The 19104-nt window shown below is 68.0% G+C and carries 19 protein-coding genes; 11 read left to right on the top strand and 8 right to left on the bottom strand.

Annotated features, from left to right (window positions below; genetic code table 11):
• Positions 1-49 precede the first annotated feature (49 nt).
• Positions 50-1828, top strand: a complete 1779-nt coding sequence (locus tag ABD116_RS01500; RefSeq protein ID WP_343963933.1) for a 3-hydroxyacyl-CoA dehydrogenase family protein — start codon at positions 50-52, stop codon at positions 1826-1828.
• Positions 1829-1862: 34 nt separating this feature from the next.
• Entirely contained in the window at positions 1863-3038 is a 1176-nt protein-coding gene (locus tag ABD116_RS01495) for a hypothetical protein (RefSeq protein WP_343963931.1), read from the top strand.
• On the opposite strand, the gene ABD116_RS01490 is transcribed toward ABD116_RS01495, so the two are convergent.
• Positions 3017-3805, bottom strand: a complete 789-nt coding sequence (locus ABD116_RS01490; RefSeq protein ID WP_343963929.1) for a phytanoyl-CoA dioxygenase family protein — start codon at positions 3803-3805, stop codon at positions 3017-3019. The two genes, ABD116_RS01495 and ABD116_RS01490, sit on opposite strands and share 22 nt — an antisense overlap.
• 49 nt (positions 3806-3854) lie before the next feature.
• On the opposite strand from ABD116_RS01490, the gene ABD116_RS01485 reads away from it, so the two are divergent.
• Genes ABD116_RS01485 through ABD116_RS01470 form a run of 4 tightly spaced genes read left to right on the top strand, consistent with a single transcriptional unit; the run spans position 3855 to position 7166 of the window.
• Positions 3855-4679, top strand: a complete 825-nt coding sequence (locus tag ABD116_RS01485) for a helix-turn-helix domain-containing protein (protein ID WP_343963927.1) — start codon at positions 3855-3857, stop codon at positions 4677-4679.
• A complete protein-coding gene (locus ABD116_RS01480; protein WP_343963925.1) occupies positions 4676-5536 on the top strand; it encodes an ABC transporter substrate-binding protein in 861 nt (286 codons plus the stop codon). The genes ABD116_RS01485 and ABD116_RS01480 overlap by 4 nt, the downstream gene beginning before the upstream one ends.
• Positions 5533-6438 carry an amino acid ABC transporter permease gene (locus ABD116_RS01475; protein WP_343963923.1) on the top strand — a complete coding sequence of 302 codons (906 nt, stop codon included), beginning with the start codon at positions 5533-5535 and terminating at the stop codon, positions 6436-6438. The genes ABD116_RS01480 and ABD116_RS01475 overlap by 4 nt, the downstream gene beginning before the upstream one ends.
• Entirely contained in the window at positions 6435-7166 is a 732-nt protein-coding gene (locus ABD116_RS01470) for an amino acid ABC transporter ATP-binding protein (RefSeq protein ID WP_343963921.1), read from the top strand. The genes ABD116_RS01475 and ABD116_RS01470 overlap by 4 nt, the downstream gene beginning before the upstream one ends.
• 85 nt (positions 7167-7251) lie before the next feature.
• On the opposite strand, the gene ABD116_RS01465 is transcribed toward ABD116_RS01470, so the two are convergent.
• Both ABD116_RS01465 and ABD116_RS01460 read right to left on the bottom strand, forming a co-directional pair.
• Positions 7252-8115 carry a DUF559 domain-containing protein gene (locus ABD116_RS01465; protein ID WP_343963919.1) on the bottom strand — a complete coding sequence of 288 codons (864 nt, stop codon included), beginning with the start codon at positions 8113-8115 and terminating at the stop codon, positions 7252-7254.
• 158 nt (positions 8116-8273) lie between these two features.
• The gene (locus tag ABD116_RS01460) at positions 8274-8690 is read right to left on the bottom strand and encodes a YciI family protein (RefSeq protein WP_343963917.1); all 417 of its coding nucleotides are present in this window, start codon (positions 8688-8690) and stop codon (positions 8274-8276) included.
• A 206-nt stretch (positions 8691-8896) separates the two neighbouring features.
• Here ABD116_RS01460 and ABD116_RS01455 point away from each other — a divergent pair, with 206 nt between their 5' ends.
• Positions 8897-9985, top strand: a complete 1089-nt coding sequence (locus ABD116_RS01455) for an acyltransferase family protein (RefSeq protein WP_343963915.1) — start codon at positions 8897-8899, stop codon at positions 9983-9985.
• Here ABD116_RS01455 and ABD116_RS01450 read toward each other — a convergent pair.
• Both ABD116_RS01450 and ABD116_RS01445 read right to left on the bottom strand, forming a co-directional pair.
• The gene (locus ABD116_RS01450; protein ID WP_343963913.1) at positions 9963-10610 is read right to left on the bottom strand and encodes a response regulator; all 648 of its coding nucleotides are present in this window, start codon (positions 10608-10610) and stop codon (positions 9963-9965) included. The genes ABD116_RS01455 and ABD116_RS01450 overlap by 23 nt on opposite strands.
• Positions 10562-11860: a sensor histidine kinase gene (locus tag ABD116_RS01445; RefSeq protein ID WP_343963911.1), complete on the bottom strand. Its 1299-nt coding sequence runs from the start codon at positions 11858-11860 to the stop codon at positions 10562-10564. Before ABD116_RS01445 ends, ABD116_RS01450 begins: the two co-directional genes overlap by 49 nt.
• A gap of 191 nt (positions 11861-12051) precedes the next feature.
• On the opposite strand from ABD116_RS01445, the gene ABD116_RS01440 reads away from it, so the two are divergent.
• Positions 12052-13107 carry a fatty acid desaturase family protein gene (locus ABD116_RS01440; protein ID WP_343963909.1) on the top strand — a complete coding sequence of 352 codons (1056 nt, stop codon included), beginning with the start codon at positions 12052-12054 and terminating at the stop codon, positions 13105-13107.
• A gap of 96 nt (positions 13108-13203) precedes the next feature.
• Positions 13204-14589: a M20/M25/M40 family metallo-hydrolase gene (locus ABD116_RS01435; RefSeq protein WP_343963907.1), complete on the top strand. Its 1386-nt coding sequence runs from the start codon at positions 13204-13206 to the stop codon at positions 14587-14589.
• Between the two features lie 28 nt (positions 14590-14617).
• Here the strand turns inward: ABD116_RS01435 and ABD116_RS01430 are convergent, their stop codons facing one another.
• Together ABD116_RS01430 and ABD116_RS01425 are read right to left on the bottom strand one after the other, a co-directional pair.
• A complete protein-coding gene (locus ABD116_RS01430) occupies positions 14618-15652 on the bottom strand; it encodes a zinc-dependent alcohol dehydrogenase family protein (protein WP_343963905.1) in 1035 nt (344 codons plus the stop codon).
• Positions 15653-15684: 32 nt separating this feature from the next.
• Positions 15685-16266 carry a TetR/AcrR family transcriptional regulator gene (locus ABD116_RS01425; protein WP_343963903.1) on the bottom strand — a complete coding sequence of 194 codons (582 nt, stop codon included), beginning with the start codon at positions 16264-16266 and terminating at the stop codon, positions 15685-15687.
• Positions 16267-16365: 99 nt separating this feature from the next.
• Between ABD116_RS01425 and ABD116_RS01420 the strand changes: the two genes are divergently transcribed.
• Together ABD116_RS01420 and ABD116_RS01415 are read left to right on the top strand one after the other, a co-directional pair.
• Entirely contained in the window at positions 16366-16665 is a 300-nt protein-coding gene (locus ABD116_RS01420; RefSeq protein WP_343963901.1) for a hypothetical protein, read from the top strand.
• A gap of 12 nt (positions 16666-16677) precedes the next feature.
• Positions 16678-17442: an alpha/beta fold hydrolase gene (locus ABD116_RS01415; protein WP_343963899.1), complete on the top strand. Its 765-nt coding sequence runs from the start codon at positions 16678-16680 to the stop codon at positions 17440-17442.
• 3 nt (positions 17443-17445) lie between these two features.
• Here the strand turns inward: ABD116_RS01415 and ABD116_RS01410 are convergent, their stop codons facing one another.
• Positions 17446-19050, bottom strand: a complete 1605-nt coding sequence (locus ABD116_RS01410) for a DHA2 family efflux MFS transporter permease subunit (protein ID WP_343963897.1) — start codon at positions 19048-19050, stop codon at positions 17446-17448.
• Positions 19051-19104: the final 54 nt, after the last annotated feature.

Genomic DNA, 19104 nt, shown 5'->3' with positions numbered 1-19104 from the left:
TGACACAGCTCATGTGCGGACCAGTGTGGCGACTGGCACACTTCGAGCCATGGCGCGCGAACTGAAGACGGTCGGAGTGGTCGGTCTCGGCACGATGGGGGCCGGTATCGCGGAGGTGTTCGCCCGGCACGGGCTGAGCGTCGTCGGCGTGGAGCGTGATGAGCAGGCGGTCGAGCGCGGCCGCGGGCACATCCAGCACTCGACCGACCGCGCCGTGAAGCGCGGCAAGCTGTCGCCCGAGGACCAGCAGGCGCTGTTCGACCGGGTCACCTTCGCCACCGAGATCGAGGCGCTGGCCGACTGCGACCTGGTGATCGAGGCCGTGATCGAGCGCCTCGAGCTCAAGCGCGAGATCTTCTCCGCGCTCGACAAGGTGGTCCGCGAGGACGCCATCCTGGCCACCAACACCTCCAGCCTCTCCGTCACCGAGATCTCGGTCGCCACCCAGCGCCCGCGCCGGGTGGTCGGGATGCACTTCTTCAACCCCGCACCCGTGCAGGAGTTCGTCGAGGTGATCAAGACCGTCGTCACCGAGCCGGACGTGGTCGACGACGTCATCGCGCTCGCCCGCAAGCTCGAGAAGGTCCCCGTCGTCGCCGCCGACCGCGCAGGCTTCATCGCCAACGCGCTGCTGTTCGGCTACCTCAACCACGCGGTGTCGATGGTCGAGTCGCACTACGCCACCCGCGAGGACGTCGACGCGGCGATGCGGCTGGGCTGCGGGTACCCGATGGGGCCGCTGGCCCTGCTCGACCTGATCGGCCTCGACACGGCGTACGAGATTCTCGACACGATGTACAAGCAGGGCCGCAACCGGCTGCACGCGCCGGCCCCGATCCTCAAGCAGATGGTCACCGCCGGCCTGCTCGGCCGCAAGACCGGCCGCGGTTTCTACACCTACGAGTCGCCCGACTCGCCGGTCGTCGTCGATGACGACCTGACCCCGTCGGCCTCCGGCGGCGCCCCGGCGGTCCGCGCGGTCCAGAAGGTCGGCGTCGTCGGCTCCGGCACGATGGCCGTCGGCATCATCGAGGTCTGCGCCAAGGCCGGGTACGACGTCCTGTACGTCGCCCGCGGCACCGAAAAGGTCGACCGGGTCCGCGCCGCGCTCGAACGCTCGCTGGAGAAGGGCGTCCAGCGCGGCAAGCTCTCCTCCGAGGAGCGCGACTCGGCCCTGACCCGGATCACCGGTACCGCGAGACTCGACGACCTCGCCGACGCCGACCTGGTGATCGAGGCGGTCGTCGAGGAGTTGAGCGTCAAGCAGGCGCTGTTCGAGACCTTCGACGAGATCTGCAAGCCGGGTGCGGTCCTGGCGACGACGACCTCCAGCCTGCCGGTGATCGACCTGGCGATGGCGACCAAGCGCCCCGCGGACGTCGTCGGCCTGCACTTCTTCAACCCCGCGCCGGTGATGAAGCTGGTCGAGGTGGTCAGCACGGTCAGCACCTCGCCGGAGGTCGCCGACACCGTCGCCGCCGTAGCAGTTGCCGCAGGCAAGCACCCCGTACGGTGCGGCGACCGCGCCGGCTTCATCGTCAACGGCCTGCTCTTCCCGTACCTGAACGACTCCGTCCGGATGCTCGAGGCGCACTACGCCGGGGTTGACGACATCGACGCCGCCATGAAACTAGGCTGCCGTCTCCCCATGGGCCCGTTCGAACTCCTCGACGTAGTAGGCCTCGACGTCTCCCTGGCCATCCAGCGCACCCTCTACCTCGAGTTCCGCGAGCCCGGCTTCGCCCCCGCCCCCCTCCTCGAACACCTCGTCACGGCGGGCTACCTCGGCCGCAAGACGGGCCGCGGCTTCCGCGACTACTCGAGCTGAGTTCCTGCCACCGGCAGGTGGCAGAGTGTGCGGAATGCGGAGCAAGTCGCTGGGGACCAGCCTGTTGGGTGTCGCGTACCTGCTGATCCTGGTGTGGACGGGCCTCGGTCTGTTGATGATGCCGGGCCTGGTCGGCGAGGAGTGGCCGGGCTGGAGCTCGACCATGGCGCTGGTAGTCATCGTTGTCCTGCCAACCGCCGCAATGCTCCTCAGCGTCTCGGTCGGCGCCGGCCGATTCGCCCGCTGGCTCGCCGTCGTGGCGGTCGGCGCCCTCTTCCTGAAACTGCTCTGGAGCCTGTACCACGAAGGCCCGGTGATCCTGCTCGCGATGCTCCCGGTACTCGTGATCCTGGCCCTCGCCGCGCTGCTCCTGGCGTACTCATGGCCGAAGGCAACTACAAGCGGGTTGCAAGATGTTGCCCACCGCAATGGCTGGCAACTCTTCCGCGAGTCACCCAGTGAGCTCAAGCTTCCGCTGTTGCCCTTGCCAGTAGGCCGCGCCGTCGTGCGCAACGTCGTACAGGCAGCAACTGGAGTGGCGTTCGAGGTCCGGTGGCTGGAGTGGCACGGCGTGCTGTGCCGACGCCGGCGGCTGGCCGTGTTCGTTGCGACCCTGCCGACTGCCCTTCCGCCCTTGGAGGTCCGGCCCGGCACCGGCTTGGTCCGCTCGGACCTGTCGCTGGAGAGCGCCGAGTTCAACCGCAACTTCGACGTACTGGGCGACGACTCCCGCTACCTGATGGCCGTCCTGCATCCACGCACGATGCAAGCGTTGCTGGACGCACGGCCCTTCACCCTGACGATCGCCGGGACCGCGCTCGTGATGTCGCACGACGAAGCGCTGAGCGGGGAGACGCTGTTGCGGGGATTAGCCGCGCTGGAGCGGATCGACGTACCGCAACATGTCTTCGACCAGTGGGGATCGCGCGCACCCCAACCGCAACCGGGGGTGCGTTTCGCCGGGGCAAGGTTCAACCCGTCCGTTGGCGCGGGCTTCCTCCGGCTGATCAGCCTCGCGACGGGTCTGCTCGCCTTGACGCTGGCCGGTTGCCTGGCCGCCGCAGCGGCCGAGGCCCCCTTCGAGACGGCGCGGCCCGTCGCGGTGCTCCTGATCACGCTCGCCTTACTGACCCTCGCGTCGGTCGGTTGCGCAGTGGGGGCCCGTCCACGGGAGCCGGCCAGGCCGGTTTACGGCTCGGCGTTGGCGTAGTCGCCGCAGGGGCCTCCGCCGATGGCTTCGGGGATGACGGTGGTACGGCGATCGGGGCGAACGAGTGGGTTGTAGAAGGCGGCGATCTCCGTGCTCTCTTCCGAGATGTAGTGGAAGATCAGTGACCGCCGGAAGCGATCGGCACTGGTGTTCGGTCGTGAGCCGTGCACGACGCTGCCGTGGAAGAAGAGCACGTCGCCCGCCTTCATCCGGGTCTGCACCTTGCTCAACCCCTCAGGGATCGGTACTTCGGCATTGGTGAACGACTCGGTCAGATCCGCCTCCTCCGGGCAGACCAGCTCCACCTCGTGCGACCCCGGTACCACCGCCAGCCCGCCGTTCTCCGCGTCCACGTCGTCGATCGCGATCCAAGCGGCGAGGCACGTCTCCGGATGCGCCCGCAGGAACGTGTTGTCCTGGTGCATCGCCTGCCCCCGCGCGCCCGGCGGCTTGAAGTAGAACATCGACTGAGCCCCCAATGCCGGCCCGATCAGCGTCTCGACCACATCGAGGATCCGGTTGTCGAGCATCCACTCCATGGCCAGCCGCCCGGCCTCCACCTCGGTCCGCCGATGCGGATGAACGAACCGCGGATACTGCGCGAGCGGGTCCTCCGCAGGCACCCCGTCGTCGATCGCCAGCGAGTGATCCACGGCGACCTGCTCCATGTAGGCAGCCTTGATCTGCTCGACCTCGACCCGACTGAGCACGCCAGGGACCTGGACGATCCCGTCTCGCGCGTACACCTCTGCAACTGTGCTGATCATGTCTCCAGCATCCGCCGGCAGGGCCAAGCTGTGGATACCCTATCGAACTGTGAACCTTCGAGATCCTGCTACACCGGACTCCTTCACCCCGACCGTGCGCCGCCTGATGGCCGGCGAGTTCGACGAGGGCCCGACCTACGCCACCTACCGTCGCCGCGGCACCACGGACTGGCTCCTGCTCCACACCCTCGACGGCCGAGGCAACGTCGGCAGCGGCGTCCAAGCCGGCCCAGGCGTCACCACCCTCATCCGCCCCGGCACCCTCCAGGACTACGGCACCGCAGGCGACCGCTGGCACTTCCTCTTCGCCCACTTCCACCCCCGTCCCGACTGGCTTCCACTGCTCGAGTGGCCATCAGTTGCCCCCGGCATCCTTCAACTCCACCCCAGCCCGGCCGCCGCGGACCGCATCACCCACGCCCTGTCCGAGGCGGTCCGCCATCAAGACAGCGTCCTCACCCAAGGCGAACTCCTCAGCGTCAACGCCCTCGAAGCCGCCCTCCTGTGGTGCGACACCCAAAACCCCAAGGCAGCCCAGATCGACGACCGCCTACTGCGAGCCATCGAGTACATCGACCGCAACCTCCGCGCCGACCTCTCCGTCGCCGTCCTGGCCCGCGAAAGCACCCTGTCGGTCTCCCGCTTCGCCCATCTCTTCCGCACCCAACTAGCCACCACTCCGCAACAGTTCGTAGAACGCCGCCGCCTCGACACCGCGGCCCGCCTCCTGGAACTGACCACCCGCCCCGTCGCCGCGATCGCCACCGAGGTCGGCTTCCCCGACCCCCTCTACTTCTCCACCCGCTTCCGCCGTCTCACCGGCCACAGCCCCACCCACTACCGGCAGCAGTTGGGCTCTACGCTGCTGCCATGACTGCTCGTTCAGCCCTGGCCGTCGGCGCCGCCCTCGCTGTCATCGCGCTCACCGCTTGCGCTCCCGAAGAAGACTCCGCTGGTCCTGCGGCCCCGCCGACCTCGGCTGATGCCTGTAGCAAGGACAAGCTGGCGCTGAAGACCGCCGGCACGCTGTCGGTCGGCACCGACAAGCCGGCGTACGAGCCGTGGTTCTCGGGCGACGACCCGGCCAACGGCAAGGGGTACGAATCAGCCGTCACCTACGCGGTGGCGAAGAAGCTCGGGTTCGAGGCGAGCGAGGTGAAGTGGCAGACGGTCCAGTTCAACGCGGCCTTCGCGCCCGGGCCGAAGAAGTTCGACCTGGACGTCAACCAGGTGTCGATCTCGGCCGACCGGGCCAAGGCCGTCGACTTCTCGACCGGGTACTACGACGTCCGGCAGACCGTGATCACCACGGCGGGCAGCAAGATCGCCGGCGCCACGTCGATCGCCCAGCTGGCCGACGCGAAACTCGGCGCGCAGGTCGGTACGACGAGCTACACGTCGCTGCGGGACGTGATCAAGCCGAAGCAGCAGCCGGCCGTGTACGACTCGAACGACCTGGCCGTGCAGGCGCTGAAGAACAAGCAGATCGACGGCATCGTGGTTGACCTGCCGACCGGCTTCTACATGACCGCCGCCCAACTCGGCGACGGCAAGATCGTCGGCCAGCTCCCCGCAACCGACAAGCCCGAACAGTTCGGCTTCGTCCTCGGCAAGGGCTCAGCCCTGACCCCGTGCGTCTCACAGGCAGTCGACGCGTTGCGCGCTGACGGCACCCTGGCCAACCTGCAGAAGCAGTGGCTCACCGCAGAAGGCGCCCCCGAACTCTCGTGAGCCGAGAGCCGAAGATGCCCGGCGGCGCGGCGCAGCCTGACGGCCCCGCGAAAGACGGCTGGCGGCCGTCTGCGGTGCAGCTGGAGCGGTTGGCCTATCGCCGCCGGCGGACCCTCCGCTCCGGCGCCATTGCCGGGATCAGCACCGTGGTGTTGTTGGTGCTGGTTGTGTTCGGGGTGGGGTCCACGCCGGGCTGGCCGCGGGTGCGGGCGACTTTCTTCGACTTCCATCGTGGGTGGGAGGCGCTGCCGGTCGTTGCTCAGGGGCTGTGGCTGAACGTCCGGGTGATGCTCGTCTGCGCCGTACTGATCGTCATCTTCGGACTCACGCTGGCGATCATGCGGACCCTGCGTGGCCCGATCTTCTTCCCGCTCAGGATCTTCGCGGCCGCCTACACGGACATCTTCCGCGGCCTGCCCCTGCTCCTGGTGATCTTCCTGCTCGGCTTCGGCGTACCAGCGCTGCAGCTGCGAGGATTGCCCAACCAGGCGGTCATCTGGGGTGGCGCCGCGCTGGTGCTCACCTACTCGTCCTACGTCGCCGAGGTCTTCCGCGCCGGCATCGAGTCGATCCATCCATCTCAACGGGCGGCGGCGCGATCGCTCGGGTTGTCGCACCGACAGACGCTGCGCTTCGTAGTACTGCCTCAGGCCGTACGCCGGGTGCTGCCACCCCTGCTCAACGACTTCGTCTCACTCCAGAAAGACTCCGGCCTGATCGCGGTCCTCGGCGTCATCGACGCGATCCGCGCGGCCCAGCTGGAGACGGCCGAGGACTTCAACTTCACCCCGTACGTCGTCGCCGGCCTGCTGTTCGTCGCCCTGACGATCCCGCTGACCCGGCTGACGGACTGGGTCGCCCGACGACAAGGCTGGTACGGCGCCGGCGGAGGTGTGGTGTGAGCCTGCTGTCCATCCGCAACGTGCGGAAGTCCTTCGGAACCAACCTCGTCCTGAACGACTTCAGCCTGGACGTCGAGGCGGGGGAGTGCGTCGTCCTGATCGGCGCTTCCGGCTCCGGCAAGTCCACCCTGCTGCGCTGCGTCAACCTGCTGGAGACCGTCGACGACGGCGTGATCGAGCTCGACGGCACCGACATCACCGATCCACGCATCGACACCGACCGCGTCCGCTCCGGAATCGGCATCGTCTTCCAGTCGTACAACCTCTTCCCACACCTGTCGGTACTGGACAACGTGACCCTGGCCCCGATCCGCGTCCACGGCGTACCCAAGGCTCGAGCCCGCACCCAAGCCCTGGAGATGCTCGACCGGGTCGGCTTGGCCGACAAGGCCTCAGCCAAGCCCGACGAGCTCTCCGGCGGCCAGCAGCAACGCGCCGCCATCGCCCGGGCCATGGTCAACTCACCCAAGCTGATGCTGCTCGACGAGGTCACCTCCGCCCTCGACCCCGAGCTGGTCGGCGAGGTCCTCGACCTGCTCTGCGAGCTCAGCTCCGAGGGCATGACGATGCTCATCTGCACCCACGAGATGAGCTTCGCCCGCTCAGTGGCCGACAAAATCTGTTTCCTCGACCAAGGCCGCCTGCTGGAGGCGGGCCCACCCCAACAGCTGCTCGAGCACCCAGCCGAACCGCGTACTCAGGAGTTTCTCCGGCGGATCCGCGGGTGATGCGTGTCCCGAGCGACAGGACATAGTCGCCAGCCAGCCCGTTCCCCACGCTGACGGAGACGGCAGCCCAGCCCGACAAGCCCGACTATGTCCTGTCGTTCGGGACACGCCCAACCGCCTCCCGAACCATGGCAACCACCCAGTCAGGTTCGAACATCACCTGGTGGTAGGTGAACCGCAGCACCAGCCAGCCCGCCGCAACCAGTTCGTCGTACCGCCGGCAGTCGGCGGCGAAGTCCTTGCTCGACCCGTGAAACTCATATCCCTCGGCCTCCAGCGCGACCTTGGCCGGTCGATGCCCGAGATCGACCCGGGCGCGGAACCACCCTCGTTCGACCAGAACCTGCGGTTCGAAGCCCTCGATGCCGTTCTGGATCAGGAGCGCCCGCAGCATCGATTCCAGAAAGCTCTCGCCCCCGCGAGTCGCCACGGCAGCGACCTCGCGGGCCATGGTGCAGCCGGCTCCGCGCATCGCCGTCGTGGCCGCGATCAGTTCTCGGTGGGTCAGCTCACGGCTCAAGCCGGCGTCGGCGACGGCGAGCGCCTCGCCGAAAGGCAGGATCCGGGCGCAGTCGGTGACCGTGCGGAGCATCGAGGTCCGGCGGGCCGACCGTTCCTGCGCAGTGGTCGATGCCCAATGCAGCACCGCGGGCGGCCCCGGGCGAGGGCGGCGCTTCTTCGGCAGGGTGATGTGCGGCTTCTTGGGTGCTGTGCTCAGCGGCAGGCCCCACGCGAGTGCTGCGCTCAGATGCGACACGACCCCGTCGTAGGCCACAGCGGCGTCGTGATCGGTTGACGGAAGAGGCAGGCGGTAGACGCCGCGCGCCAATCGCTCGACCTCGCCGGCTTCCACGGCCGCCGCGAGTTTGCGTTTGGGGGCGATACGGGTCAATTGGGCGAAGGTCGCGCGACCGCCGAGCCGGTCCAGTACCTCAGCCAGGGTTTCCACCGGCAGATAGTGCCGGTTTGTGGCCAATTCCGCTCGAGTTTGTCCACAGGGGTGTCCCGAGCGACAGGACATAGCCAGCCTGCCAGTCGGTCGCCACGCTCAGTGAGCCGTCCGATGGGGGCGCTGGAGGGACTATGTCCTGTCGCTCGGGACCGTGTTCAGCCCAGGGGGTTGAGCTCCTCGAAGTCGGCGGCCTCCATCACCCGGCGGACGCCGATCGGTTGCTGGATCGGGACGCCGCCCGGCCCTGGCACCTGGGAGACGAGGGCGGCGATCTCCAGGGCGCGTTCCAGCGACTCGACGTCGACCATCTGGAAGCCGGCCAGCATCTCCTTCGACTCCACGAACGGGCCGTCGGTGATCACCGGTGCGGCCTTGCCGTCGGAGATCACCGTCTTGGCCTCCTCCGGCCAGCTGAGGGCGAGGTGTTCGACCAGCTCGCCGCTGGCCCGGAGCTCGTCGTTGAGCGCTGTGTAGTAGGCCATGTGCGCCTTGACGTCCTCGGGGTCCCACTCGGTCATCGGCGTGTCGATCACGCCGGGCTGGTAGTCCACGATCAGCAGGAACTTCGTCATCTCGAAACTCTCCCCTTCAGTCGGTACGCCGGAGCGGCGCAGCTACCCGTGGACGAAGCCGCGGCCGGCTTCTCTACATCCTCGCCGCAGCCTGTTCGTGCATTTCTCGCGGGCTAACGGGACACCGGACGGGCAGTTCGTTGACCCCGCAGGTACCCATCGCGTGCTGTGGACCCCAAGTACACACAACACGGGGGGCATCGAACGTGGGGGCAACGACAACGGCGACCACGGCGCAGAGCCGGGTCGCCTGGGCGGACGTGGCCAAGGGCGTCTGCATTCTGCTGGTCGTGCTGTGGCACGTGATCATGAAGCACTACCTGCAGATCGACTGGCGTTCCGCGGGCCCGATCCCGGCCGCTTGGGGCAGCTTCAGCGAGCAACTGCTGCCGCTGCGAATGCCGCTGTTCTTCGCGATCTCCGGTTTCTTCGCCGTCAACGCGGTCCAGCGTCCGTGGCGAGTGGTGGCTCGCGCGAGGGTGGCGAAGTTCTTCTACCTCTACGCCCTCTGGCTCTGCATCCACACAGCGGTCCTTGCCTTCGTCCCCGACTTCCACACCGAGCGCGCAACCGGCCCGCGAGACTTCCTGGCCCAGCTGACGATCACCCCGTCCAACCTCTGGTACCTCTCCGCGCTCGCCCTCTACTTCGTCTTCGCCAAGCTGGTACGCCGTGCGCCGGCCGCGCTGGTCCTAATGGCCGCCTTCGCCCTGTCGGCCGTCACCGCGTCCGGCTTCCTCGACGTACCCGGCAACCGCGGGCCCGTCTACCAGAACCTCGTCTTCTTCCTCGCCGGCCTCTACGGCAAACCCCTGATGGAGCTCCTGGCCGACCGGGCCAGCTGGCCCCGCCTGGCAATGATCGGCGGCCCGTACGCCGTCCTGCTGGTGCTGATCGAAGCCTTCGACGCCAAGACCTGGCTCGGACTGTGGCCGCTGGCCAGCGGAATCGCGATCGTCTTCGGCGTCACCGCGGCCGGCCTGCTCACCCGCTCGCGCACCCTCACCCAAGGCCTGACCCACCTCGGCAGCCGCACGCTACCGATCTACGTCATGCACATGCCTCTGCTCGCCCTGCTGCATGCCGCCCTGATCGACCCGCTGAACGCAGCCGACACCCACATCCAGTTCCTCGTCGCAGTGGGCGAGCCGCTAGTCCTGACCGCCTTGCTAGTGGCGGTCTGCCTGGTACTACGCCGCTTCCTGCCCGGACCGCTGTTCGACCTGCCGACACGCGCGGTGCCGGTACCAGCTCCCCGCCACCGCGCCCACGTCAGCGCGAGGACAGGTAGGTGAGCACCGCCATCACCCGGCGGTTGTCATCCTCCGACGGCGGCAGATCCAGCTTGGAGAAGATGTTGTTGGTGTGCTTCGACACGGCCTTCTCAGTGACGAACAGTGCCGCCGCGATCGCCGCGTTGGACCGCCCCTCAGCCATCAGTCCCAGTACTTCGGACTCGCGCGGCGTGAGTCGCCCGATGGGCTCGTCCCGCGTGTTGCGCGCCAGCAGCTGCCCGATCACGTCCGGGTCCATCGCCGTACCGCCGCCGGCGACCCGGCGTACCGAGTCGAGGAACTCGGCCACGTTCGACACCCGGTCCTTCAGCAGGTAGCCGACCGCGCCGCCGCCCCCGGTGAGGAGCTCGCGGGCGTAGAGCTGTTCGACGTACTGCGAGAGCACCAGCACCGGCAGCCCCGGGACCTGCCGGCGCGCCTCGATGGCTGCCTTCAGGCCCTCATCGGTGAAGGTCGGTGGCAGCCGGACGTCGACGACGGCCACGTCCGGCCGGTGCTCGACGAGCGCCGGAACCAGCCGGGGGCCGTTGTCGACCGCCTCCAGTACTTCGAAGTCGTGGGCTTCCAGCAGCCGGATCAGGCCGTCCCGGAGGAGGGCGTGATCTTCAGCGATGACGACTCGCAAGGCAACTCCATGATCACGGTGGTCGGCCCGCCGGTCGGGCTGGCCACGGTCAACGTACCGTCGAAGGCGGCCAACCGCCGCTCGATCCCGTACAACCCGCCGCCCGGTCGCACCGTGGCGCCACCCACGCCGTCGTCGCCGACCAGGATGTGCAGCCGCTCACGCTCGTGGCTGATCTGCACCCAGGCCGTGGTCGCCGCCGCGTGCTTGAGCGTGTTGGCCAGTGCTTCGGCGACCGCGAAGTACGCCGCGGACTCCACCGGCGCCGGCGGGCGACCGGGCAGTTCGATCGTGACGTCGACCTTGAACGGCAGGCTCAGCGCGAGCGCCTTGACCGCGCCTTCGAGACCCCGGTCGGCCAGGACGGGCGGGTGGATGCCACGGACCAGGTCGCGCAGCTCGGAGAGCGCAGTACTGGCGGATTCACGAGCCTCGGTGAGCAAGGCCGCAGCCTGAGCGGGGTCGCGGGCGACCATCTCCTCGGCCATCCCGAGGTTCATGCTCAGCGCCGCCAGCCGGGCCTGCGCGCCGTCGTGCAGGTCGCGCTCGATCCGGCGCAGCTCGGCCGCCTGGGTGTCGACGGTCTCGGCGCGGGACTCGGCCAGCTCGCGGACCCGGATCGCCAGTTGCGCGCTCTCGGTCGGGCCGAGCAGCGACTTGCCGATGTACGCGCTCGCCTTGAGCAGCCGCTCACCCGAGCCGAGCCAGATCAGGAACGCGATCAGGCCGACCGGGATCAGCAGGAAGCTGGTCGCCACATTGACGGTGAACAGCCCGCCGAAGGGCTCGGTGAAGACGCCGTCGGGCGTCACCCAGACCAGGAACGGGTAGATCAGGTAGAAGATCGAGGCCAGGAACAGCACGGCCGACAGCAGGTTCAGGGTGAAGCCGACCACCGCGTTCACCAGCAGCCAGGCGATGTCGCGCCAGGTGGCCGGGTCGCTCAGCGTCGTCCGCAGCCACATCAGCAGCCCCTTCATCGGGGGCTTCTTGTACGGCTTGGGGATCGGCTGGCCGAGGATGCCGGCGTAGATCACCCGGTGGCAGTTCGCGAACCAGCGGGCGCACGGTACGAAGACCAGCAGCAGCGGGATGCCGACCCAGACCGCGATCAGCGGCACCGCCACCACGTTGAGAACGAAGAACGCGATCCCGATCTCGGCCAGGATCGCCAGCCCGAGCGCGATGAAGGGCTGAGCGAGCGCCGGGAACCGGATCGGCACCCTCGGCGCCTGCTGTGTGATCGTCATACCGACCATCATGACCGAGAGTCAGGTCCGGCTCAGTGGTGCTAGACCCACTGTCGGGTGGGCGGTGGCACCCCGGCGTACTGACGTACTAGCACTCATGCTTTCGGATGGTCCGCGGCACAGGCTGGTTGCACTACGCTGGCCCGCGGCTGAACGCCTAGGCCTCCCCACCGCTCTGAGATGAGGACTCAATGGCTCAGCCCATTGCGCTCGCCCCTACCCGCGAACGAACAGCCACGAAGGGCAGCGACTTCGCACCGTTGCTTCGCGAAGTGAAGGAAGCCGGGCTGCTCGAACGCCGGACCGCCTCCTACGTGATCGCGATCACCTTGAACGTGGCGCTGATGGCGGCGACCTGGGCCGGAGTCGTCCTGCTCGGCAACTCCTGGCTGCAACTGCTGCTCGCGATTCCGCTGGCGATCTTCACCACCCGCGCGGCCTTCTTCGGCCATGACGCCGGCCACCAGCAGGTCGGCAGCTCGCGCAAGCTGCACGACGTACTGGGCATGCTGCACGGCAACTTCGTCTGCGGGATGTCGTACGGCTGGTGGAACGACAAGCACAACCGGCACCACGCGAACCCGAACCACACCGACAAGGACCCTGATGTCGGCGAGGGCATCCTGGTCTGGACGCTGGAGCAGGCCGAGGGCCGTACCGGCCTGTACGGCTGGCTGACCCGCAATCAGGCGCGGATCTTCTTCCCGCTGCTCACCCTCGAAGGCCTGAACCTGAAGGTGTCGAGCGTGCTCTTCCTCTGGGCCCGCCGTAACAAGCACGAGGCCCGCGTCGAGCTCGGCCTGATGGCCGCCCACCTCACCCTGTACTTCGGTGCGCTGTTCCTCATCATGTCGCCCGGCAAGGCGATCGCGTTCGCCGCGCTGCACCACGCCCTCTTCGGCCTGCACCTGGGCAGCGTCTTCGCCCCGAACCACAAAGGCATGGAGATGCCGGACGCCGACACGAACTGGGGTCACCTGGACAAGCAGGTTCTGACGTCTCGCAACGTGAAGGGCGGCCTGGTCACCGACTGGATGATGGGCGGCCTGAACTACCAGATCGAGCACCACCTGTTCCCGAGCATGCCGCGCGCCAACCTGCGCTTCGCCCAGCCGATGGTCGAGGCGTACTGCGCGAAGATCGGGATGCCGTACCTGAGCACCGGTGTCGTCGAGTCCTACCGGATGGGCCTCGGCCACATGCACGAGGTCGGCAGCGAACTGCGTGACCAGAACAAAGCAGCCTGAGCAGTTGAGCTGAGGCACTCCGCGTAGGCGAGCGGCCCCGAAGCGTATCGACTACGGTCGATCGTCTCGGGGCCGATCTCGTGGAGGGGACCCTGTATGACCGAATCGACCGGTATGAGTCGTCGCGGCCTGCTCGGCGCCGTCGCCGGAGTTGCGGCTGCCGCCACCGCTGTCCCCGCTTGGGGTGTCGACGACCAGCGGCCAGGGGCGGTACGGCCTCCCACGCTAGATCGCGACGACCGGCACGTCGTCAACCGGCTCTCCTCGGAGCGGGCACTGCGGCATCTCGAGGTGCTGTCCGAGGAGATCGGCCCGCGGATCGGCGGTACCGCGAGCGAGAAGCGCGCTGCCGACTACCTGGCCGGGCAGTTGCGCAGCTACGGCTACCAGACGTCTTACGAGCCCTTTCCGGTCGCGGACAAGTTCCTAGCCCAGATCGGGGACCCGCGTGGCGTGCTGCCCGACGACATTTGTTGGCAAGCCGGTGCTGCTCCCGGCGGCAAGCTCGATGTCACCGTGACCGGTCCGGCCCGCGATGTAGGGCCTGCCACGGCGCCCGTTTGGCCGGCTGATGTCGCGGGTGCGGTGGTACTCGCGGATGACACTGCGGCCGCGCGCCCGGCGTTTGTGGCTGAGGCGGCGGCGCGCGGCGCGGTTGCCGTCGTACTGCTACCTGCCGACCAGGTGTTTCCACGTCGTGCCTCAGCCTTCTCGCCTGCCGGGCTGACCGGTGCTGCGCTGCCGGTCGTCGGAGTCGCTCAGGTGCAGAAGCGGTTGCTGCGCGAGGCGCTGGCTGTCGTGGCGTCGTTGCCTTTGACAATCAGTACTGCCGCGCATCGCGGGCTGATCTCGAACAACGTGATCGGCGAGCGGGTCGGCAACGGCGCCAACTCGCCGATCGTGATGGTCAGCGGGCACTACGACTCGGTGATCGGGGCGCCCGGCGCCAACGACGACGGATCGGGGACCGCGCTGACGCTGGAGATCGCGCGGGTGCTGAGCAAGTATCCGACCGAGGCGACGCTGCGGTTCGCGTTCTGGGGTTCGGAGGAGCAGGGCATTCTCGGGTCGCGCTATCACGTGAAGCAGCTGGCGCAGGATCAGCGCGATCGGTACCGCGCCGTCTTCCAGAACGACATGGTGGCGACGAGCTGGGACCCCGCGATCGTCTACTGGCTCCTCTCCTTCGACGGCCTCGCGAACGCGGCCACCACCGCCGTACGAGCCTCGGCCGAACGCCTCGGCTACGACCCGCAACTGGTAGGCCCAGTACTCCGAGGCTCCAGCGACCACCAGTCGTTCCAAGAGGCAGGAATCGCCGCCGCCAACTTCTCCTGGCGAGGCGAACTGACCCCCGCGTCGTTGGAGCCGCCCTACCACTCCCCAGAAGACACCATCGCCAAGAACGTCTCTCTGGAACGCCTCCAGGTCTCCATGGAGCTGATAGGCACAGCCGCCTACGCCCTGGCCCGCCAGCCCTAGCACCGACCCCACCTGCGCCCTGCCGGGCCTAGAGGTCCACTACGACCTTGCCGGACGCTTGGCCCTGCTCGACGACGGCGTGGGCTTCGGCGATCGTGTCCAGCGTGAAGTCGCCGTCATGCAGGCGCGGCCGCAGCATGCCGCGCTCTGCCAAGGCGGCGGCCTCCCGCAGGATCTCGCCGTGATGTGCGCGGTCTTCCCCGGTGAGCAGCGGGTGGAGCGTGAAGACGCCTGAGTAGGTGCCGGACCGGAAGGAAAGCGGTGCGAGCGAGTGCGTGCCCCACCCAAGCGCGCTCACCACATGCCCGCCATACCGCCTGGCAGCCTTGAAGCTGCTGTCGAGCACCTCACCGCCAACAGTGTCGAAGACGATGTCGAACCCAGCGCCGTCCGTGTACTTGGCCACATACTCCTCGACGGTCGTGCTCGTGTAGTCGATGCTCGTGGCGCCGAGCTCTTCAATCGCTCGCCGACTGCCGGGAGAGCCGGTCGCAAACACCTCGGCTCCCATGGCCTTGGCCAGCTGAATCGCCACCTGCCCGACACCACCCGCACCACCGTGAATCAGCACCCTCTGCCCCGCACGAACCTTTGCCTGATCCACCAACGCTTCCCACGCCGTGATGAACACGAGCGGCAACGCCGCCGCCTCCCGGAAGCTGAGGGCAGCCGGCTTCCGTGCGAGCAACCGAGCATCCACTGCAACAAACTCAGCCAACGTCCCCTGCTGATCCCCAACACCACCAACCAGCCCAAACACCTCATCCCCAACTGCGAATCCGGGACCGCCTGGCCCGCCCACGCCACCGACGGGGAACCCGGCGCCGCTTGCGGCGGGTGCCTCCGGGCCTACTGCTTCGATGACGCCGGAGGCGTCGAGGCCGAGGATGGCTGGGAGGTGGGTTTGGGCGTGGGCTGCTTTGCCGGCGTGGATCTTGGTGTCCAGCGGGTTCACGCCGCTGGCGACGACCCGGACCAGCACCTCGCCCGGTCCGGGTGTGGGTTTGGCGACATCTCGTAGTACCAGGGGAGTGCCGAACTGCTCGAGCACCACTGCGCGCATTACTATTCTCCAAACGGACAGGTCTGTCTGATTCATCGGCAAGCAGCGTCGACGAGAACCCGAGCGGTCGCCTTCGCCGCGGCCGGCAGTGCCGGGTCCTGCTCGAGCCGCTCGGCGGCCAGTGCGCCGTCGATCAGCAACGTGATCGACGTAGCGAGCCCGACCGGATCATCGGCCCCGGCACCCTCGGCGAGGAAGCGGACCCATTCCCGCACCGCCTTCTTGTGCTGCAGCGTCGCCGCGTGCGCCCGGCTACCAGGCTCGCTCTCCGCCGCCGCGTTGATGAACGGGCAGCCATACAACTGATGCCGCCGATACGCATCGTCCACAGCGTCGAACAGCCCGACCAGCTGCTCCTTGGGATCGGATCCGGCCGCGATCGCCGCCTGCCGCAGATATCCGCGCCACCGCTCGTCAGCCTTCACCAGATAGGCCTCGATCAGCTCGTCCTTCGACGGGAAGTGCGCATACAGCGTCGACTTCGCAACGCCGGACTCGGCGATGATCCGATCGATCCCGACCCCACGCAGCCCGTGGACCCGGAACAGCTCATCAGCCGTCGCCAGAATCCGCTCCCGGGCCGCCGGCCGCTTCTCCACCACGCCGATGCTCATACCAGAAACATACAGACAGGTCTGTCCGATTTCAAATCCGTTGACCCCAGCGGCCCACTGTGCTGACGGCTGGCGTCGGCCGATACCCTTGGCGTCGTCATGGTGTCCCGTAAGAAGAAGCCCTCGAAGCACACGCGACCGGTCAGCGATCGGCCGCTGATGGGTGGGCACCAGACGCGGGAATCGCGCTCCGACGGCGACTGGATGGTCCGCCACGTGAGCGGCTCGGCAGCGGGCAAGTCCTACCGTTGCCCCGGCTGCGACCAGATGATCCCGCCGGCGACGCCGCACGTGGTCGTCTGGCCGGAGACCCCCAGCCTGCTGTCCGCCATCGGCGGCGGCCAGTCCCTGGACGAACGGCGCCACTGGCACAAGGCCTGCTGGCAACGCCACCGCTGAGAAAGGCTGTCGATGAAGCTTCCGGTTACGGCGTACGGCGAGAGCGGGTCACCCGTTGTCGTCATGCACGGGCTGTTCGGATCGGGACGCAACTGGATGACGGCCGCGCGACGGCTGGCGTCGGGGCATCGGGTCTACGCCTTCGATCTGCGCAACCACGGCAGCTCGCCGCATACCGGCACGATGAGCTATCCGGAGATGGCGCAGGACGTGTTCGAGACGATCACCGGCCTCGGCGTCGGCCCGGTCGGCCTGGTCGGTCACTCGATGGGCGGCAAGACCGCGATGCTCACCGCGCTCCGGCACCCCGAGGTGGTCGAGCGTCTGGTCGTCGTCGACGCGGCTCCGGTGACGTACCCGCCGGCCTTCGTCGAGTACGCCCGGGCGATGCGCAACGCCGACCTGTCCAACGTCCAGCGCCGCGCTGACGTCGACGCCCAACTCGTCGACGCCGTCGACTCACCCGGCACCCGGGCGTTCCTGCTGCAGAACCTGATCCTCGACGACCAGGGTGCCCGTTGGAAGCCGAACCTGCCCGTCATCGAGACAGCCCTCCCCGCCATCTCCGGCTGGCCGGAGGACGAGGAGGGTTCGTACGACGGCCCGACGCTGTTCGTCTACGGCGGCAAGTCCGACTACGTCCAGCAGGACCACCGCGACGTCATCAAGCGCTACTTCCCGCAGGTTCAGTACGCGGAAATCGCCGAGGCCGGCCACTGGGTGCATGCCGAACGCCTCGACGATTTCCTCGCTGCGGTGACTCCGTTCCTGGCCTGACGGTCAGTGGATCATCGGGGGTGGCGCACCCTCTTCGACCAGGTCTGAGGCCTGGCGTTTGCGGGGAAGCATCAGCGCCGGGATCAAGGTGATGGTGACCAGGACCCAGGCGACCCAGTAGGTGTGCGCGAAGGCTGACGCGGCGTCGACCAGACCGCGGGCGATCGACGCCGGATCGACGTGGAGTGCGCCGAGAATCTCCGGTCGGGTGTTGGACAGGATCGCCGCCTGGGTCTCGCGCAGTCCGTCGCCCAGGCCGGGTGCGCCCTGCGTACCGGGGATGATCGGCGAGTCGTTGAGCTGGTTGGTCAGCACGACCGACATCGTCGCGACGCCCACGGACGAGGCGATCTGCTGGCTGATGTTGAGCAGTGTCGAGCCGCGCGCGACCTGGGCCCCGGACAGCGTCCGCAGTGCCGTGGTGAACAGCGGCATCATCGTGCCACCCATCCCGAAGCCCATCACGACCAGCATCGCGATGATCAGCCCGTACGACGTCGTGGCGGTGATCTGGGTCAGACCGAACATGCCCACCACGATCAGCGCGAGCCCGACCGGAACGATCCGGCCGACCGGGATCTTGTCGACCAGCCGGCCGGCGATCGGCATCGTCACCATCGCCCCGAGCCCTTGCGGCGCCACCAGCAGGCCCGCGTGCAGCGTCGACTCGCCACGGATCTGCTGGAAGTACGTCGGTACCAGCAGCAGCCCGCCGAAGAAGGCGGCCGCGAACAGGAACATCGTGATGATCGAAACGGTGAGGTTGCGGTCCCGGAACAGCCTCAGGTCGAGCAGCGGATGCTGCGGCCGGAAGGAGTGCCAGACGAAGGCCAGCATCAGCGCGATGCCGATCAGCATCGACACCCAGACCCGCGGGGCGCCGAAGTCGCCACCCTCGGCGGGCAGCGAGGAGATACCGAACAGGAACAGCGCGAGCCCTGGGGACATCAGCACGACACCGAGGATGTCCAGGGACTCCGACCTGTGTGCGACGTCCGGGGCCAGCGCGCGCCAGGCGTAGATCAGCGCGATCACGCCGAGCGGCACGTTGATCAGGAAGATCCAGTGCCAGCTCGCGACCTGGATCAGCCAGCCGCCGAGGATCGGTCCCAGGATCGGGCCGAGCAGCATCGGTACGCCGAGGATGGCCATCAACCGCCCCATCCGGTGCGGCCCCGCGGCCCTGGTCATGATCGTCATGCCGAGCGGCATCAGCATGCCGCCGCCGAGACCCTGCAGGACCCGGAAGCCGATCAGCATGTCGATGCTCGTCGCCGTCGCGCAGAGCGCCGATCCGGCGGTGAAGAGGAAGATCGCCATCATGTAGAGGCGTTTGGTGCCGAACCGGTCGGCGGCCCAGCCGGTCAGCGGGATCACGGTCGCGAGCGCGAGCGTGTACGCCGTGACGGTCCAGGCGACGGTGGAGTAGGAGACCGGACTGTCCGGCGAACCGAACTCGTCCTGGAAGGTCGGCAGTGCGACGTTGACCACGGTGATGTCGAGAATCGACATGATGGCCCCGAGCACCACGACGCCGGCGATCTTCAAGACGGCGGCGTCGATGTTGTCCGGGTACTCGGGCTGAACAGCAGACTCAGGTTGACTCACGTTTTCCCCCTCGGCAGGAATCCCGTCGCAGCCGACACTACGCGTCACTCGTGT

Origin of the sequence: Kribbella koreensis, from assembly GCF_039525325.1 — a bacterium.
In the GTDB taxonomy this organism is placed as follows: domain Bacteria; phylum Actinomycetota; class Actinomycetes; order Propionibacteriales; family Kribbellaceae; genus Kribbella; species Kribbella koreensis.
The sequence above is the reverse complement of the archived record's forward strand: the minus strand, read 5'-3'. Positions and strand labels throughout refer to the sequence as shown.

What these genes read in the sequence shown, in the direction of transcription:
- ABD116_RS01445 (WP_343963911.1), bottom strand. Translation starts at nt 11,860, where the DNA reads ATGACGATCACACAGCAGGCGCCGAGGGTGCCGATCCGGTTCCCGGCG.
- ABD116_RS01460 (WP_343963917.1), bottom strand. Translation starts at nt 8,690, where the DNA reads ATGACGAAGTTCCTGCTGATCGTGGACTACCAGCCCGGCGTGATCGAC.
- ABD116_RS01425 (WP_343963903.1), bottom strand. Translation starts at nt 16,266, where the DNA reads ATGAGCATCGGCGTGGTGGAGAAGCGGCCGGCGGCCCGGGAGCGGATT.
- ABD116_RS01490 (WP_343963929.1), bottom strand. Translation starts at nt 3,805, where the DNA reads ATGATCAGCACAGTTGCAGAGGTGTACGCGCGAGACGGGATCGTCCAG.
- ABD116_RS01430 (WP_343963905.1), bottom strand. Translation starts at nt 15,652, where the DNA reads ATGCGCGCAGTGGTGCTCGAGCAGTTCGGCACTCCCCTGGTACTACGA.
- ABD116_RS01480 (WP_343963925.1), top strand. Translation starts at nt 4,676, where the DNA reads ATGACTGCTCGTTCAGCCCTGGCCGTCGGCGCCGCCCTCGCTGTCATC.
- ABD116_RS01495 (WP_343963931.1), top strand. Translation starts at nt 1,863, where the DNA reads ATGCGGAGCAAGTCGCTGGGGACCAGCCTGTTGGGTGTCGCGTACCTG.
- ABD116_RS01420 (WP_343963901.1), top strand. Translation starts at nt 16,366, where the DNA reads ATGGTGTCCCGTAAGAAGAAGCCCTCGAAGCACACGCGACCGGTCAGC.
- ABD116_RS01435 (WP_343963907.1), top strand. Translation starts at nt 13,204, where the DNA reads ATGACCGAATCGACCGGTATGAGTCGTCGCGGCCTGCTCGGCGCCGTC.
- ABD116_RS01440 (WP_343963909.1), top strand. Translation starts at nt 12,052, where the DNA reads ATGGCTCAGCCCATTGCGCTCGCCCCTACCCGCGAACGAACAGCCACG.
- ABD116_RS01500 (WP_343963933.1), top strand. Translation starts at nt 50, where the DNA reads ATGGCGCGCGAACTGAAGACGGTCGGAGTGGTCGGTCTCGGCACGATG.
- ABD116_RS01415 (WP_343963899.1), top strand. Translation starts at nt 16,678, where the DNA reads ATGAAGCTTCCGGTTACGGCGTACGGCGAGAGCGGGTCACCCGTTGTC.